Consider the following 16,903-nt stretch of genomic DNA (forward strand, 5'->3'; position numbering starts at 1 on the left):
TTAGTTATTAGGGCTTATCATCAGATGCTTAAACCTTCTATTAATTTGTAATCTCAACAACTACAGGAGATACACCTTTTAATTTATAAGATGAATTCCCTCTAATTTGAGCTTTAATATCAAATATTGAAACTTGATCACCACGTCTAGCTTTACGTAATGCATTTTTTGCTTGGCTGTTTAACTTGGTTCCATTAACTGAAACAGAAGGTTGTCCTGGTACTTTTATTTTAAATGATGTTACCTGAATTGGTAATTCAAAATCAAAATCGTCCAATTTCGCACCTATAGTTGAAATCTCAACACTATTACGAGGTAATTTAACAATACCATCTTGTCCACTTACAGTTCCTGTAGGTTTAGGAATATCCTTAATTCTAAAGACAGCACGATCACTTACTTTAGTTCCATCAGGCAAAGTACCATTAACATTAATAGCCACCTCTCTTCCTGAACCAGGATTCATAACATATTTACCAACTCCAGATCCCTTACTTAAACCAGGAGCACTTGCAGTTACATTGTTATCAGAAACTCCAGCAAAAGAAATAGTCATTGGGTTAGAAACACCACGATAAACAACATTCATCTTGTCAGCTGAAATAGTAGCTGAATTTGGTTTAGGTACAACTGCATACGTTGACTTCACAGGAATAGAAATAATAGAATCTCCTTCTTTAAATTGAAACTCACCTTCTATTTCACGTTCACCAACAGCTCCTGCAGGGAACTTAAGTAATGTTTGACCAGCTTGCATAGCTGTATCAGCTAATGTTTCACCGTTTATAATTACTTTATCAGCACGTAACGTTTTATCATTTTTACCTAAAATAATACGTCCAGTAAAATTTTCTCCTGAAAAGAATGCTGTTTTGTCTGGAACAACAATCGCATCAAAATTTGTTAATGACGCCTCAACTTTCAGTTTACCAGCCAACATTGATGATAATACTTCAGATTCTGTAGTCTTAACATCGGCTTGTAATTGTGTCATTTTAGTTAAAGATGCCACTAATGGAAAACCTTTATAGTGATAATCTAACCAATCTATTTCATTTCCATCTCTGTTTGTTACAGGATCTGTAGCAAACTTCTTCTTAACATCTTGAGCTATGCTTTGCATATCAGGATTTGTTTCTAGGATAGCTGAAACACCATTTCTGAATTTAGCTATTTCATCTAAGAACTTTTGTCCTTCTGGCTTAAGCTTTTCTCCTATGAAAAAATAATTATCAAGGAAATCTCCTTTGTCCATTATTTCATAATCTTTAGGGTCTTCAACCGTAGCTGTCATTTTCCCCTTTAAATCAACAATGTATGAATTAAAGTCATTTGCCAACTCGCTGATTTGATCAGCATCTCTTTTTAATGGTTGATATTTAGCTGGTTGTTCTTCAACTTTTTCAGCTAAACCCTGCATGAAAGCCTCATTTCTTTCAGTAGCTGCTTCATTAGATTCGACTAATTTTTCGTTCATTAGTCCGAATGCAGATAGCACCTCTTTTGACATATTTAATGCTAGCATCGCAATGAATACTAAATACATCAAGTTAATCATTTTCTGCCTTGCAGATAATTTTCCTCCTGCCATTTCTAATTAGTTTTTTTAGTTATTGTTAAATACATTTTGTTTGTAAAAACTAATTAGCTTTTATTCATTGCAGATAGCATACCACCATAAACACCATTTAATGACGATAAGTTAGATGCTAATGATTGCATTTGTTCTTTTAATTTAGTAGCGTTTTCAACAGCTTCTTCATTGATTGCTGCTTGTCTATTTGCAGCATCCATTTGAACTTTGTAAAGACTATTTAAAGACTCCATTTGAGCAGCAGCCAATGACATTTCCTCACCGTACTTTTTAGTCGCAGCAATTGAATCAACTGTTGGGCTAATACCTTTTGCAGCACCTTCAAAATTCTTGATGCTTTCTCCTAAACTTGACATTAATTCAGCATCAATTTTAGCTTCTTTTAATAAGTTATCTAATTTTTTAGATAACAGTCCTTCAGCATCTTTTGGTTGCTCTTTCTTTTTATTAGCTCCCATACCTCCAGCTAACTCTGGGTAAACCAATGACCAATCTAAATCATCATCAACAGGTTCAAAAGCTGAAAGTGCAAAGATAATTGCTTCAGTTACCAGACCAATAGTTAACATTACGTTACCTGTAAGTGGTCCTATTTCAAAGTGAATAATTTTAAATAGTGCTCCAACGATTACAATTGATGCTCCTAACCCATAAGCCATTGCCATGAATTTCTTAAATGCTCTTGATTGTCCTGCCATAATTTCTGGTTTTTTAGTTAAGTATAATACTTAGGTAGTTTAATATTTAGTTATAGTTTAATTAATTTTTTGCGTTTAATGTTACGTCTGTTCCCATATAATCCTGAACAGTTCTAAAGCCAATGTAACTTCTTGCTGAATCTGCATATTCGTAATCTCTTGAACTAACCTGCATATAATAGGCTACATCTTTCCATGAACCACCACGAACAACTTTTCGTTGGTTGTTAACGTCATTGACACTTGGATTTACAGAAGATACAAACTCATAAGATGACGGATCATATGATGCATGCACCCATTCTGATACGTTACCAGCCATGTTATATAAATTATAATCATTTGGCTCGTAGGATTTTGCTTCTACAGTATATAAGGCTTGGTCGGCCGCATAATCACCACGCAACGGTTTGAAGTTAGCCATAAAGCATCCTCTATCATTTTTAGTGTAAGGACCACCCCATGGATATGTAGCAGCTTGAAGACCACCTCTTGCTGCATATTCCCATTCAGCTTCTGATGGTAAGCGATATTCGTTTACAAAATGTTGTTTTTTCTCTTTTCTGTAAGCATTATGGTATAGCGTACGCCATTCGCAAAATGCTTTGGCTTGTTTCCAAGACACACCAACAACTGGATATTCATCATAAGCAGCATGCCAAAAATAATCATTGTGCATAGGCTCATTATATGAATACGCAAAATCACGAATCCAAGCTGTAGTATCTGGATACACCTCAACTTCTTCAGTGATGATGAATTCAGAACGTTTTTTACCTTTATTCTTTGCTTTCGCAGCCTTTTCAATATCCATGTATTTATACTGGAATTTGAATTTGGTTACATCCCAAGTACGTTGCCCGTTATAAGACTCTTCCATTGGTAGGTACATGGTGTCCATAACTTCAGCATAATACTCATCGATATAATTAGCTGTATCAAACTCAATATCAATATCTTTATTAAGTTTTCTGCCTTCGTATCCTGTAGGTCCTAAACCAGCATAATTGTCATACATATACTTTTCGTATACAGACATATCATCTGGATTTTGATCAACAAAAGCATAATCACCAATAGTTCCAGCATCGGCTTGTGTCATTCCAACCTCATCAGCTAGAATAGCCAAGCGTGTTCTGATTGTTGAATCACGAACCCACTCAACAAATTGTTTGTACTCGCTATTAGTAATTTCAGTAGCGTCCATATAAAAAGAACGAACTGTAACTGTCTTCGCTGGCGCATCGTGAATACCGGCAAGATCATCATCTGCCTTACCCATAATAAATGCTCCACCAGGTACTAATTCCATACCATATGGCTTCTCGGGATGCCATTTTTTTCCTTTAACTCCTACTAACTGCCCCCTGTCACCAGAGCCACAACTTGTCAGTATAGCTAAAACTGCGGTTAATAAAAATAATTTCTTCATATCCATAGAAAACTCGAGGTTAATTATTGTCTTAAAAAATTTAAGAGCGTAAACATATTTATATATTTTGTAAAAAACAACTTTTTATCAAAAAAATTTACGTTTCATCGTGAAAAAAGTGCATTTTACCGATAAAAACATCGACGAACGGTAACTCATTTACACACAATTCTTTTGAAACGCTTTATACCAGCGCTCTGGCACTACATTATTACAAGCATCTAGATAATCTTGGTGCATGCAAGGTAATAACGTATGTCTTTTTAATTTATTATTCACTTCTTCCAAAAATGGTATTTCAATCCACCAACGTTGCGTTTTCATACTTTTATAGAATACCAACTCTTGTAAGTCCACTAAGGTAGTGAATTTTTGATAGTTATCATCATTTAAAAAATCATCATCTTTCACCCTAAAATTCACACCTTCAATAAAGTACCATAGCATTTGGGAAATTAAACTAGCTGTAATTTCATCATCTTGACTAGGTTTATATTCAAAAATACCAAATGAGGATACTTTATTACTTATTCCTGCATATCTGGATATAGCACAAATCTCTTTACCATCTAATCCATTTGGTGAAGACTTTTGTTTTGAACTAACTTCTGAAGCTTTAACAACATTTAAATCAATACTTACTATGTTGGCATCTCTCAAAACAGGCTCAACCATAGTAACGTTATTAGAAACTTGACCCAAACGATACGATTCAAAGTACAGCTTGTCCATTAAGTCAATTTCTTCTTGAGAATTATAGTATGTTTGATAGCCAATTGATGCGTAATTGAATAAATTATAAGGTTGGTCAAGTATAACTTTCCCTACAAAGCTGTTATTCTTAATGGGTTTATTAGAATCACCCAAATCAAATTTGGAATCTACATTTACAATATTAACCATTGGCATTAAAGAGTCATAGGCTCGATACATGGGATACGTTAAGTCTTGACTCCCACCAATAATAATAGGAATAATATTTTTTTGAATCAATAATGAAACAGCAGTCTTTAGTGCAAAATATGTGTCTTCAACTGTTTCCCCTTTTTGAATATCACCTAAATCAGCTATCTGTGTATGCCAATTACCTGGAAAAAGTGCGTAAAGCGCTTTTCTTATTTCATTTATATTGAACTCTTCACCCAAAAAATCAACATCGTTTCTATTTTCAAGAACACCAATAATTGCTAGCTGAACATCATCTAAATCAGGGATTCCTAATTGTTTTGAATGAATTGTCATTTTTTTACCAAGTGATTGCTGTGATAATAACTCATTATGCGCGACAACAGAATCTGCAACAGGTGATAAAAAATTAAAATTCATAATCTGCTATTTCTTTTTAGAAGTACTTTTCTTTTTTGTAGTTTTTTTCTTTTTTGGTGCATTCTTGTCCAAAATATCTTGAGCTTCTTCCAATGACATGTCAGAGACGTCTACTGTTTTTGGTAATTCAACTTTGGTTTTTCCTTTTATAACATTGTGTCTCCCCCAACGTGCTTTTTCAACACGAATTCCAGCATCTTCCCAATTGTGAATTAATTTATCTTTTTCTTTTTGAATTTTATCCTCAATCAATGTTATGATATCATTATCACTTAAATTATCCCAATCATACTTTTTGTTGACGTTAATAAACATATTGTTCCACTTTATAAATGGACCAAAACGACCTTTACCTTTTTGCACTGGCAAATCTTGATACATATATATAGGTGCATCTGCTTTTTTCTTTTCTTTTATCAATTCAATAGCATCTTCCAGTTCTACGCTCAAAGCATCCATACCAGCTGGTAATGACACAAATTGCTTTCCAAACTTTACATACGGACCATAGCGACCATTATTAACTTGCACTTCTTCACCTTCATAAGTTCCTAAATCTTTAGGCAGTTTAAACAAATCCATAGCTTCTTCATAAGTAATGGTGTTTAGTTGTTGGTCAGGTGACAAACTAGCGAACAATGGCTTCTCCTCTTCCTCTACTGTACCTATTTGAACCATTGGCCCAAACTTCCCTAATCTCACACTTACTTGACGACCTGTTTTTGGATCTGTTCCCAGCACACGTTCTCCAGACTCTCTATCAGCATTTTCCTGTACATCTTCTACAACAGGATGAAAGTTTTTATAAAAATCTTTCATCATTTTAGACCAATCTACTTTACCTTCAGCAATATCATCAAAATCTTCTTCAACTTTGGCTGTAAAATTATAATCCAATATTTGCTCAAAATGATTGACCAAAAAATCAGTAACAATCATACCTATATCTGTTGGTACTAACTTACCTTTATCTGAACCTACTTTTTCGGTTAACTGCTTATCTTTTACTGCTCCATTTTCTAAAGTTAATTGAGAATATTGACGCTCAACACCATCAACAGTACCTTTCTCAACATAGTTTCTATTTTGAATAGTCGAAATAGTTGGCGCATAAGTAGATGGACGTCCAATGCCTAACTCTTCTAGTTTCTTAACCAATGACGCTTCGGTGTAACGAGCAGGTGGACGCGTGTAACGTTCGGTTGCTGTGATGTAATTATTAAGAAGTGTTTCATTAACTTTCATAGCAGGCAACATACCATCTTGTTCGGTATCTTCATCATCAGTCCCTTCCAGATAAACTTTTAGGAATCCATCAAAGGTGATAACCTCTCCATTAGCTGAAAATAATTCAGCATGCTTATTTGCCGAGATTTTCACATTCGTTCTCTCAAGTTTAGCATCACTCATTTGTGAGGCAATAGCTCGTTTCCAAATCAAATCATATAAACGCGCCTGATCACGATCAATATTTACTGAATGTAATGAAAAATCAGTAGGTCTAATAGCCTCATGTGCTTCTTGAGCACCTTTAGATTTTCCTTTATAATTTCTTGGTTTACTGTATTCAGAACCATAAGACGATTCTATTTCTTTTTGAGCACCTTTACGTGCTTCATCAGACAGATTCACGCTATCTGTTCTCATGTATGTAATTAAACCAGCTTCATAAAGACGTTGCGCCATCGTCATGGTTTTACTTACTGAAAAGTACAATTTACGAGAAGCTTCCTGCTGCAATGTTGATGTTGTAAAAGGCGCTGCAGGTGATTTTTTTGCTGGTTTTTTATCTAATTCTGAAACTTTAAATTCTGCTGAAATATTAGCTTTTAAAAAATCTTCGGCTTCTTTTTTTGTATTGAAATTCTTAGGTAGTTTTGCTCGAAACGTTTGGCCTTCCTCATTTGAGAACTCAGCATCTATTCTGTAGGAACCTTGTGGTTCAAAGTCTTGAATTTCACGCTCGCGCTCTACTATTAGTCGTACTGAAACCGATTGTACACGACCAGCAGACAAACCTCCTTTTACTTTTCTCCAAAGTACAGGAGACAATTCATAACCAACTATTCTATCTAAAACACGTCGTGCCTGTTGTGCATCTACTAAATCATAATCAATTCCACGAGGGTTTTCAATAGCCTTTTGAATAGCCGATTTTGTTATTTCATGAAAAACAATACGTTTGGTTTTTTCTTTATCTAAATCTAACGACTCTGCCAAATGCCAAGCAATAGCTTCTCCTTCTCGATCCTCATCACTAGCAAGCCAAACCATTTCAGCTTTCTTGGCTAAATCTTTTAATTTTTTAACTACTGATTTTTTATCTTTAGAAACCTCATATTTTGGTTTAAAATCGCCATCAACATCAACACCCAACTCCTTTGAAGGTAAGTCAGCGATATGCCCAAAACTAGATTCTACTTTAAAATCTTTTCCTAAAAATTTCTCGATTGTTTTTGCCTTTGCAGGTGACTCAACAATTACTAAATTCTTTGCCATGTATCATTTTTTAAGGCTACAAATGTATATGAAAAAAAGTTTATGTTCCTAATTTTAAAATCTTGAATACCAAAAATCAAAGCTAATTGAAAGAAAAAACCCATGCTTTTTTTAGTATAAAAACACAGGTTTATTAGTATTAAAATAATATTTTAGATTATTCTACAATATGGTTAATTGGGCTATCAGAATTAAAGCCTACTACATTTTTATAGACTAAATAGGTGGGATGATAAACAAAGGCTGCCGTGAATAGTACGCCAATTCCACAGAGTATCATTCCTATTATTTGTGCCAATAATGATGAAACAATTAATAAGCCAAAAACCAATAACCACTTTTTATTACCTAAAGCAAAACTTCCTTTAATAATGTCACTAACCGAGAGCTCTGGGTTGAAGGCAAAAAACATAGTGAAAAATGACATAGGCACCATAACATATATTAATGGTAAGAAACATAATAAGGTTGCTATGGATGAAATAACAACAGATGCTAACATTAAAACAAATAATTTGCCTAAATATTTCCCTTTTATAAAATGAAAGAAATCGGATGTTAGAACTTCTTCATCATGATCCAAACGCTTCATTATTCTAAAAAAACCAGCTTGAAGCGCAATCGTTACAGTGCTTAAAACCAAAGCACCAACAATTATTAAAATAATAAATAAAACAGAAAAGCCTGCAAACACAGCATCATAGGCATCTGGGTTTATGTCACCACTTTCTGCTTGAGCAATCATGACACCAATTAACGGCACATAAATTATCAGTATTAATGGCAACATAATTATCATGGAGAATAATTGCAGTAAAAATCCTTGCATCCAAGTTTTCTTAAATAATTCAATGGAATCATTAAAAATGTTACCAAAATCTAATGCTTTGGCATTTTGAATTTTTTCTAAAATACGTTCTATTGTATTCATATATAATGTAAGATTGGTTAGTTTCGTCTATCAAAGTAACCATATAAATAGTCAATAACAAAATTATTTTAATTGTATGACACTTTGTCACTAATTAGAAAATAATCGTAACTTTGCATACTTATTGACTGAAAAGACTTTCAGAGGTATTTATGGAAAAGATAATAGACGAAAATAGACAAGGTGAAAGCCTAAATTTAGAAGCCAAAAAAGATAATAGCCGTAAACTTTTTATTGAAAGCTATGGCTGTCAAATGAATTTTAGTGATAGTGAGATTGTGGCTTCAATTCTTTCAAATGAAGGATTTAACACAACACAAAACCTCGAAGATGCTGATTTGGTATTAGTAAACACCTGCTCTATTCGTGATAAGGCCGAACAAACTGTTCGCAAACGTTTAGAAAAATACAATGCTGTAAAAAAGATTAATCCAAAAATGAAAGTTGGTGTTTTAGGCTGTATGGCAGAACGTTTAAAAAGCAAATTTCTTGAAGAAGAAAAGATTGTTGATTTAGTTGTTGGTCCAGATGCTTACAAGGATTTACCAAACCTGTTATCAGAAGTTGAAGACGGTCGTGATGCTATAAACGTCATACTTTCAAAAGAAGAAACATATGGTGATATTTCACCAGTTCGTTTAAATAGTAATGGTGTAACAGCATTTGTCTCAATTACCAGAGGCTGTGACAACATGTGTACGTTTTGTGTTGTACCATTTACCCGTGGCCGTGAGCGCAGTCGAGATCCGCAAAGTATTATTGAAGAAGTCAACGATTTATGGAATAAAGGTTTTAAAGAAATTACGCTTTTAGGACAAAATGTGGACAGTTACCTTTGGTATGGTGGCGGATTAAAAAAAGATTTTGACAAAGCCAGCGACCTTCAAAAAGCTACTGCTGTAAATTTTGCGAAATTATTAGATATGTGCGCACAAGCACAGCCTAAAATGCGTATTCGCTTTTCAACTTCCAATCCACAGGATATGACGCTAGATGTTATAGAAACTATGGCAAAGCATCGTAATATTTGTAATTACATTCACTTGCCAGTTCAAAGTGGTAGCAACCGTATTTTAAAAGAAATGAACCGTCAGCATACGCGTGAAGAGTACTTCAAACTCATTGATGACATTAGAAACATTATTCCAGATATAGCCTTAAGTCAAGATATGATTGCTGGTTTCCCAACAGAAACTGAAGCCGATCATCAGGACACCTTAAGTTTAATGGAGTATGTAAAATACGATTTCGGTTTTATGTTTGCTTATTCGGAACGCCCAGGAACACTAGCAGAACGAAAGATGGATGATGATGTTCCAGAAGCTGTTAAAAAACGTCGCCTTCAAGAGATTATTGATTTGCAACGTGCGCATGGTTATTATAGAACACAGCAACATTTGGGTAAATTGGAAGAAGTATTGATTGAAAAAGAATCAAAAAAATCTGACTTGCATTGGTCAGGAAGAAACACACAAAACACCGTAGTGGTTTTCCCTAAAGAAAAATATAAAGTTGGAGATTTTGTTAATGTAAAAATAACCGATTGCACCACAGCTACGCTTATTGGTGAAGCGGTTGGATATTCTGAAAACAATTAAAAAAATAAAGAACCAAGAGACAAGAATCAAGAATGACTCTAAAATATTTTGTTAAAAAATATATAGTCTTGACTCTTTTGACTTGACTCTTGAATCAAGAATAAATATGGAATCCATTCAAGCAATAAAACAACGATTTGGTATCATTGGCAATGATCCCACACTTAATCGTGCTATTGAAAAAGCCATACAGGTTGCACCTACAGATATCTCCGTTTTAGTTACTGGCGAATCTGGTGTTGGTAAAGAGAGTATTCCAAAAATAATACATCAATTATCGCACAGAAAACACGGTAAATATATTGCTGTAAACTGTGGAGCTATACCAGAAGGCACCATTGATAGTGAATTGTTTGGTCATGAAAAAGGTGCTTTTACAGGAGCCACTCAAACACGCTCTGGTTATTTTGAAGTTGCGGATGGCGGAACCATTTTTTTAGACGAAGTTGGCGAATTACCACTTACTACTCAAGTACGTTTACTGCGGGTGCTTGAAAATGGTGAGTTTATAAAAGTTGGCTCAAGTAAGGTTCAAAAAACAAACGTTAGAATTGTTGCTGCTACAAACGTCAACATGTTCGAAGCCATCAAGAAAGAAAAATTTCGTGAAGACCTTTACTATCGCTTGAGTACTGTTGAAATTCACTTGCCGCCTCTTCGTGATCGCAAGGATGACATTCATTTACTTTTTAGAAAATTTGCTAGTGATTTTGCCCTTAAATACAAAATGCCAACTATCAAATTAACTGATGACGCTGTAAATCTACTATTAAAATATCGCTGGAGCGGTAACATACGTCAGTTACGAAACATTGCCGAACAAATTTCTGTTTTAGAACAGAATCGCACAATCAGTGCTGCAACTTTAAAAGATTACTTACCTGACGCATCAAGTAACTTACCCGCTGTAATAAATACCACAAAATCAGAAAGCGATTTTAGCAGTGAGCGAGAAATATTGTACAAAGTTCTTTTTGATATGAAGAGTGATTTAAATGATTTAAAGAAACTCACCATGGAACTAATGAAAAGTGGCAACGGTTCAGAAGTTCAAAAACAAAATGAAGGTCTTATTCAAAAAATATATGGTGAAGATGATGAAGAAACAACTGTTGAAGATTTAGAAGTATTATCAATCCCTGAAAAATCATCTGAATCTAATTACTCTGAATCTGAAGAAATCCATGATAAGTATCACTTTGCCGAAGAAATTGAGGAAGAAGAAACATTATCTTTACACGACAAGGAGTTGGAACTCATAAAAAAATCACTTGAGCGCCATAACGGTAAACGAAAACTAGCAGCTCAAGAATTAGGCATCAGTGAACGCACGCTTTACAGAAAGATTAAGCAATTTGATTTGTGATAATTTATTGATAACTTAACGAATTATAATTCAATTCATTATGATTCGATTACTAACAATAATCTCCCTAATCTTTTTCTTTTTTTCCTGCAGTGACAATTCTGATGATAATCAATCACCACCTAACATAAATGAAAATGCTGGGCTGGAAGTCACTAATATTGTTGAAGTAACTTCTGATGAAAACAACTTTTTGGGTGTTGATGATGTTTTAACCTACACCATTTCGGTTAAAAATATGGGTGAGGTAGTCTTATCCAATGTCAGCTTGTCTTACTTTTTGATTGACAACGATGACAATGTCTTATCCCTTAATTCTCCCGTTAACTTTGTGAGTTCAGATTCGGGAAGTAGCGATGGATCACTTTTAGTTAACGAAACGGCTATTTATAATGCAACTTACACTATTACACAAACTGATGTAGATGCTGGAGGCATTTCTAATACCATTTCTGTTAATGCCACAACTCCAAATGGCAATATCATTATTGATGTTAGTGATGACGGCATTGACACGGACGGGAATCTGACAGATGATGCCACAATAACCAATTTAACCGAACCAACAACAGACTCTACCATAATCTCACAATTTCATATTCTCAATTCAGATGGTGATCCTTATATAAAAATGTATTTTGATTATTATGGGCAATTGTATAAAATATACTACACTGATATTCGTACGCAACCGCATAATATTTACATTTATGATTTTGAGTTTGATTCAGAACAAAGACTTGTTAATTACTCAAAAAATGATGTCAATGGTGTGCCCTTATGGTCTAGCAATATTACTTATAATTCAGAGAATAGGATTATGAGTATTGGCAGTCGTCAGATTGAATTTTTTGATGATGACCCTGACTATTACATTGATTCCACCAATTATACAGAAGATGTTTGGACTGATGGTAACATTGAATATACCGAAGCATATTTTGCAAAGTATATTATTAGTAGTACTAATCCAATGCTAAGTGTATGTAGCTATTTTTACACTTCTGAATACAATACAGTGACGGATGAATTTTCAGAATTTGGATCATGTGGCGACATGTTTTGGAATGGCTATAGTGGTAATGTTACCAGTGATTGTTCAGATACTGACTGTGTAGCATTTAGCCATGACAATATTACTAACCCGTTATACTCTACAACTAATTTGATTAATTTATTCCCTTTAATTGATCCTTTTATTGGAAATTACAATCCAATATTTTATTTATTCTCTCAAAACAACTTAACCTTAATCAATTATTCTGATCCAAGTATGATTACCTTTAGTTACACCTTGAACGGAAACAATTTACCAGAATCTTCAACTAGACAGTATATTGATGAACTCGGACCTCAACCTGAAAGAGCTTTTGGCAATTATTATTATCAAGGCGATGTAATTCCAGATTAATATTTTTTGAAAACTTTATGACTTACTTGCATTTAAAGAATTAAATTTGAACTTCATTTATTTTTAGTTTTTCTAAAATGATTCAAAAAAGAGTTTATATATATATTGGATTATTGATTTCCACTTTAACATTTATTGGCTGCGGAGCGTATTCGTTTACAGGAGCCTCTATTTCATCAGATGTCAAAACGTTTCAAGTAAATTATTTTCAAAATAATGCTCTATTGGTTGAACCAGGTTTAGATCGTGATTTCACATTAGCTCTACAAGATTTACTTTTAAATCAAACTAATTTAGATTTGGTGAAATCTAATGGCGACTTGGTTTACGAAGGCGAGATAACCGAATACAGGATATCGCCAACAACAGCTACCGCAAACAATACAGCAGCCCAAAACCGCTTAACCATGTCTGTAAGAGTTCGTTTTTATAATAAAAAAAATGAAGAAGATGATTTTGAGCAGAATTTCTCTTTTTTTTATGATTATACAGGTAGTACCCTATTAACAGGTGCAACAAAAGACGCTGCATATGAAGAGCTTTTTACACGTATTACACAAGATATCTTTAATGCCTCACTAGCAAAATGGTAATATGAATACTGCTGAATTTTCAAAAATTATTCAAAAACCAAAAAAGGTTACCTCTAATCATACTGAAGATTTAGAAGCAATAATTAATAAGTACCCTTATTTTCAATCAGCAAGAGCAATTCATTTAAAAGCTTTAAAAAACAACGATAGCTCTGATTATAATTCCGCCTTAAAAGTGGCAGCAGCTTACACTACGGACAGGAGTATTCTATTCGATTTTATCACTTCTGAAAATTTCATTCAAAACGAAATATCGCAATTTATTAAGAGTCACAACGACCACGTTAAAGACATGGATGTTTCTGCTGAAGCTGTTTCGGTTGATAAAAGTATTGAAATTGATGACGCCCTAAAACAACAAATAAAAGATACTACTGATGTTTTAGACCCAGATTTATTTCAACCAAAAGTTAAAAAATCTAAAATTGTTAATTTTCAATTGGATGAAAATGAACCTATAAAGGATGCACTTGAAGCTAGTATTGATCTAGAAGAATCTCCTGAAGACATTTTAAAAATTGGAACGCCTTTACAATTTGACATCAATGAAAAACATTCTTTTAATGAGTGGTTAAAGCTTACACGCTTTAAACCTATTGATCGTTCAATTGCTGAAGAAAAGTTAAGTCATACTTCAACTTCTAAAAACCCAAATGAACGTGATAAAAAATTTAAGCTTATTGATAGTTTCTTAAATACAAATCCTAAACTAAAGCCTACCAAATCGGAAACTAAAAATGTTAATTTGGCTGAAGAACAAATGATACAGCCAGAAGCTTTAATGACCGAAACTTTAGCTAGAATTTACGTGGAGCAAAAGAACTATAAAAAAGCTATTCAATCTTACAAAATTTTAAGTTTGAAATATCCAGAAAAAAGTGGTTTCTTTGCAGACCAAATTAAAGCAGTAGAACAATTACAAGAACAAAATAATAAAGAATAATGAGTACGTTTACAATATTTTTAGCCTTAATAGTTGTTGTAGCATTTTTATTAGTGGTAGTAATTATGGTACAAAACCCAAAAGGCGGTGGATTATCGTCATCATTTGGTGGTGGTGGCACTCAACAATTAGGTGGTGTAAAAAAGACAACAGACTTTTTAGATAAAAGTACTTGGACTTTAGCAACACTAATGTTGGTATTAATTTTACTTTCTAATGTTGCTATCAACAGAGGCTCTGGAAATGCAGAGTCAAAAGCAATTGATGATGTTAATACAACACAACCTGTTGTTCCTGCAGCTACAGCACCTGCCCAGACTGATGATACAGGGACAGCAAATGATTCTGCCCAATAATTTACAGATTGAAAAACACAAAAAAGCCAACTAATTTAGTTGGCTTTTTTTGTACCTCAATTTATAGTGAAAATTTGTCAGTCCCAATCCATTGGCACATTTTTAGCTAACTATATATGCATAAAAACAAGTTTAATTAATCAAAATATAATACAAAATGGCATTAAACATTAAACCATTAGCAGATCGTGTTTTAATAGAACCGGCTGCAGCTGAAACTAAAACAGCTTCTGGAATTATCATTCCTGACAACGCCAAAGAAAAACCCCAACAAGGTAAAGTTATGGCAGTTGGAAAAGGAACCAAAGATGAACCAATGACTGTTAAAGTTGGTGACAAAGTTCTTTATGGCAAATATGCTGGAACCGAGTTAAAGCTAGAAGGTAAAGACTATTTAATTATGAGAGAGAATGATATTCTCGCAATTGTTTAATCATCATTTAAAAAACTAAAGAAAAATGGCAAAAGACATAAAATTTGATATTGATGCACGCGATGGATTAAAACGTGGTGTAGATGCATTAGCAGACGCAGTAAAAGTAACATTAGGCCCAAAAGGTAGAAACGTAATTATTAGCAAAAGTTTTGGCGCTCCTCAAGTAACCAAAGATGGTGTTACAGTTGCCAAAGAAGTAGAGCTTGAAGACGAGCTTGAAAACATGGGAGCTCAAATGGTAAAAGAAGTTGCTTCAAAAACCAACGATTTAGCTGGTGACGGAACAACAACTGCAACCGTTTTGGCACAAGCTATCGTAAAAGAAGGTTTACGCAATGTAGCTGCCGGAGCAAATCCAATGGATTTAAAACGTGGTATTGACAAAGCTGTTGAGGCTATCACTAAAGATCTTGAAAAACAAGCCAAGCAAGTTGGTAACTCGTCAGAAAAAATTAAACAAGTAGCTTCTATTTCAGCAAATAATGATGATACCATTGGTGATTTAATTGCCAAAGCTTTTGGAAAAGTAGGTAAAGAAGGTGTTATTACGGTTGAAGAAGCCAAAGGTACTGATACGTATGTAGATGTTGTGGAAGGTATGCAATTTGACAGAGGCTACTTATCACCTTACTTCGTGACTGATGCTGATAAAATGATTGCAGATTTAGAAAATCCATACATTTTGTTATTTGACAAAAAGATTTCTAACCTTCAGGAAATTCTTCCAATTCTAGAACCAGTTGCGCAATCAGGAAGACCTTTATTAATTATTGCAGAAGATGTTGAAGGTCAGGCTTTAGCAACTTTAGTTGTGAATAAACTACGTGGTGGTTTAAAAATAGCTGCTGTAAAAGCACCTGGATTTGGTGACAGACGTAAAGCAATGTTAGAAGATATTGCTATCTTGACAGGTGGTGTAGTCATTTCGGAAGAACGTGGCTTTACACTTGAAAATGCTGACTTAAGCATGTTAGGAACTGCTGAAACAGTAACTATTGATAAAGATAATACTACTATCGTAAACGGTTCAGGTAAAGCTTCTGATATAAAAGCTAGAGTGAGCCAGATTAAAGCCCAAATAGAGACAACAACTTCAGACTATGATAAAGAAAAACTACAAGAACGCCTTGCTAAATTAGCTGGTGGTGTTGCTGTCTTGTATGTTGGAGCAGCTAGTGAAGTAGAAATGAAAGAAAAGAAGGATCGTGTTGATGATGCTTTACACGCTACAAGAGCAGCCGTTGAAGAAGGTATTGTTGCAGGTGGTGGTGTTGCTTTAGTAAGAGCTAAAAAAGTTCTTGAAAAAATTACTACAGAAAATTTAGATGAAGTCACAGGTATTCAAATTGTGGCTCGAGCTATTGAAGCACCATTGCGTACCATTGTTGAAAATGCTGGTGGTGAAGGTAGTGTAGTGATTTCAAAAGTTATGGAAGGTAAAAAAGATTTTGGTTTTGATGCCAAGTCTGAAACCTATGTTGACATGCTTAAAGCTGGGATTATTGACCCTAAAAAGGTAACTCGTGTTGCATTAGAGAATGCTGCTTCAGTTGCTGGTATGATTCTAACTACAGAGTGTGCTTTAATTGATATTAAAGAAGATGCTCCTGCAATGCCGCCAATGGGTGGCGGTGGCATGCCAGGCATGATGTAAAATAACATTAATAGCAAAATTAAAAACACTCCAAGAAATTTCTTGGAGTGTTTTTTTTATGAACTA

Annotated in this window: 14 protein-coding genes; 8 read left to right on the plus strand and 6 right to left on the minus strand. The window is 34.1% G+C overall.

Annotation, left to right across the window (positions count from 1 at the left end):
* Positions 1-40: 40 nt before the first annotated feature.
* From porM to C1S72_RS05475, 6 genes are all read right to left on the minus strand, one after another.
* On the minus strand, positions 41-1,591 hold the full coding sequence (porM, locus tag C1S72_RS05450; RefSeq protein ID WP_104734630.1) for a type IX secretion system motor protein PorM/GldM: 1,551 nt from the start codon (positions 1,589-1,591) through the stop codon (positions 41-43).
* 53 nt (positions 1,592-1,644) lie between these two features.
* Positions 1,645-2,292 (minus strand): type IX secretion system motor protein PorL/GldL, encoded by a 648-nt coding sequence (gene porL, locus C1S72_RS05455; RefSeq protein WP_230401582.1) that lies wholly within the window; start codon positions 2,290-2,292, stop codon positions 1,645-1,647.
* Between the two features lie 61 nt (positions 2,293-2,353).
* Positions 2,354-3,724, minus strand: a complete 1,371-nt coding sequence (porK, locus tag C1S72_RS05460; protein WP_449404774.1) for a type IX secretion system lipoprotein PorK/GldK — start codon at positions 3,722-3,724, stop codon at positions 2,354-2,356.
* Positions 3,725-3,883: 159 nt separating this feature from the next.
* Entirely contained in the window at positions 3,884-5,050 is a 1,167-nt protein-coding gene (locus C1S72_RS05465) for a formimidoylglutamase (RefSeq protein ID WP_104734632.1), read from the minus strand.
* A gap of 6 nt (positions 5,051-5,056) precedes the next feature.
* Positions 5,057-7,549: a type I DNA topoisomerase gene (gene topA / locus C1S72_RS05470; protein WP_104734633.1), complete on the minus strand. Its 2,493-nt coding sequence runs from the start codon at positions 7,547-7,549 to the stop codon at positions 5,057-5,059.
* Between the two features lie 157 nt (positions 7,550-7,706).
* Positions 7,707-8,480, minus strand: coding sequence for a hypothetical protein (locus C1S72_RS05475; protein WP_104734634.1), 774 nt, complete (start codon positions 8,478-8,480; stop codon positions 7,707-7,709).
* Between the two features lie 152 nt (positions 8,481-8,632).
* Here C1S72_RS05475 and miaB point away from each other — a divergent pair, with 152 nt between their 5' ends.
* From miaB to groL, 8 genes are all read left to right on the plus strand, one after another.
* Positions 8,633-10,078: a tRNA (N6-isopentenyl adenosine(37)-C2)-methylthiotransferase MiaB gene (gene miaB, locus C1S72_RS05480; RefSeq protein ID WP_104734635.1), complete on the plus strand. Its 1,446-nt coding sequence runs from the start codon at positions 8,633-8,635 to the stop codon at positions 10,076-10,078.
* A 106-nt stretch (positions 10,079-10,184) separates the two neighbouring features.
* Positions 10,185-11,444, plus strand: coding sequence for a sigma-54 interaction domain-containing protein (locus tag C1S72_RS05485; protein ID WP_104734636.1), 1,260 nt, complete (start codon positions 10,185-10,187; stop codon positions 11,442-11,444).
* A gap of 40 nt (positions 11,445-11,484) precedes the next feature.
* On the plus strand, positions 11,485-12,855 hold the full coding sequence (locus C1S72_RS05490; RefSeq protein ID WP_104734637.1) for a DUF7507 domain-containing protein: 1,371 nt from the start codon (positions 11,485-11,487) through the stop codon (positions 12,853-12,855).
* 77 nt (positions 12,856-12,932) lie between these two features.
* Positions 12,933-13,448, plus strand: a complete 516-nt coding sequence (locus tag C1S72_RS05495) for an LptE family protein (protein ID WP_104734638.1) — start codon at positions 12,933-12,935, stop codon at positions 13,446-13,448.
* Position 13,449: 1 nt separating this feature from the next.
* Positions 13,450-14,391 carry a hypothetical protein gene (locus tag C1S72_RS05500; RefSeq protein WP_104734639.1) on the plus strand — a complete coding sequence of 314 codons (942 nt, stop codon included), beginning with the start codon at positions 13,450-13,452 and terminating at the stop codon, positions 14,389-14,391.
* Positions 14,391-14,747, plus strand: a complete 357-nt coding sequence (secG, locus tag C1S72_RS05505) for a preprotein translocase subunit SecG (protein WP_104734640.1) — start codon at positions 14,391-14,393, stop codon at positions 14,745-14,747. The genes C1S72_RS05500 and secG overlap by 1 nt, the downstream gene beginning before the upstream one ends.
* 157 nt (positions 14,748-14,904) lie before the next feature.
* Positions 14,905-15,180 carry a co-chaperone GroES gene (locus C1S72_RS05510; protein ID WP_104734641.1) on the plus strand — a complete coding sequence of 92 codons (276 nt, stop codon included), beginning with the start codon at positions 14,905-14,907 and terminating at the stop codon, positions 15,178-15,180.
* A 25-nt stretch (positions 15,181-15,205) separates the two neighbouring features.
* Entirely contained in the window at positions 15,206-16,837 is a 1,632-nt protein-coding gene (groL, locus tag C1S72_RS05515) for a chaperonin GroEL (protein ID WP_104734642.1), read from the plus strand.
* The last annotated feature ends 66 nt before the right edge of the window (positions 16,838-16,903 follow it).

The organism is Hanstruepera ponticola, from assembly GCF_002940745.1.
In the GTDB taxonomy this organism is placed as follows: Bacteria; Bacteroidota; Bacteroidia; order Flavobacteriales; family Flavobacteriaceae; genus Hanstruepera; species Hanstruepera ponticola.

Coding starts and splice junctions, on each gene's coding strand:
- C1S72_RS05510 (WP_104734641.1), top strand. CDS start 14,905: ATGGCATTAAACATTAAACCATTAGCAGATCGTGTTTTAATAGAACCG.
- topA (WP_104734633.1), bottom strand. CDS start 7,549: ATGGCAAAGAATTTAGTAATTGTTGAGTCACCTGCAAAGGCAAAAACA.
- porL (WP_230401582.1), bottom strand. CDS start 2,292: ATGGCAGGACAATCAAGAGCATTTAAGAAATTCATGGCAATGGCTTAT.
- C1S72_RS05475 (WP_104734634.1), bottom strand. CDS start 8,480: ATGAATACAATAGAACGTATTTTAGAAAAAATTCAAAATGCCAAAGCA.
- porM (WP_104734630.1), bottom strand. CDS start 1,591: ATGGCAGGAGGAAAATTATCTGCAAGGCAGAAAATGATTAACTTGATG.
- secG (WP_104734640.1), top strand. CDS start 14,391: ATGAGTACGTTTACAATATTTTTAGCCTTAATAGTTGTTGTAGCATTT.
- C1S72_RS05500 (WP_104734639.1), top strand. CDS start 13,450: ATGAATACTGCTGAATTTTCAAAAATTATTCAAAAACCAAAAAAGGTT.
- C1S72_RS05485 (WP_104734636.1), top strand. CDS start 10,185: ATGGAATCCATTCAAGCAATAAAACAACGATTTGGTATCATTGGCAAT.
- C1S72_RS05465 (WP_104734632.1), bottom strand. CDS start 5,050: ATGAATTTTAATTTTTTATCACCTGTTGCAGATTCTGTTGTCGCGCAT.
- groL (WP_104734642.1), top strand. CDS start 15,206: ATGGCAAAAGACATAAAATTTGATATTGATGCACGCGATGGATTAAAA.
- porK (WP_449404774.1), bottom strand. CDS start 3,724: ATGAAGAAATTATTTTTATTAACCGCAGTTTTAGCTATACTGACAAGT.
- miaB (WP_104734635.1), top strand. CDS start 8,633: ATGGAAAAGATAATAGACGAAAATAGACAAGGTGAAAGCCTAAATTTA.
- C1S72_RS05490 (WP_104734637.1), top strand. CDS start 11,485: ATGATTCGATTACTAACAATAATCTCCCTAATCTTTTTCTTTTTTTCC.
- C1S72_RS05495 (WP_104734638.1), top strand. CDS start 12,933: ATGATTCAAAAAAGAGTTTATATATATATTGGATTATTGATTTCCACT.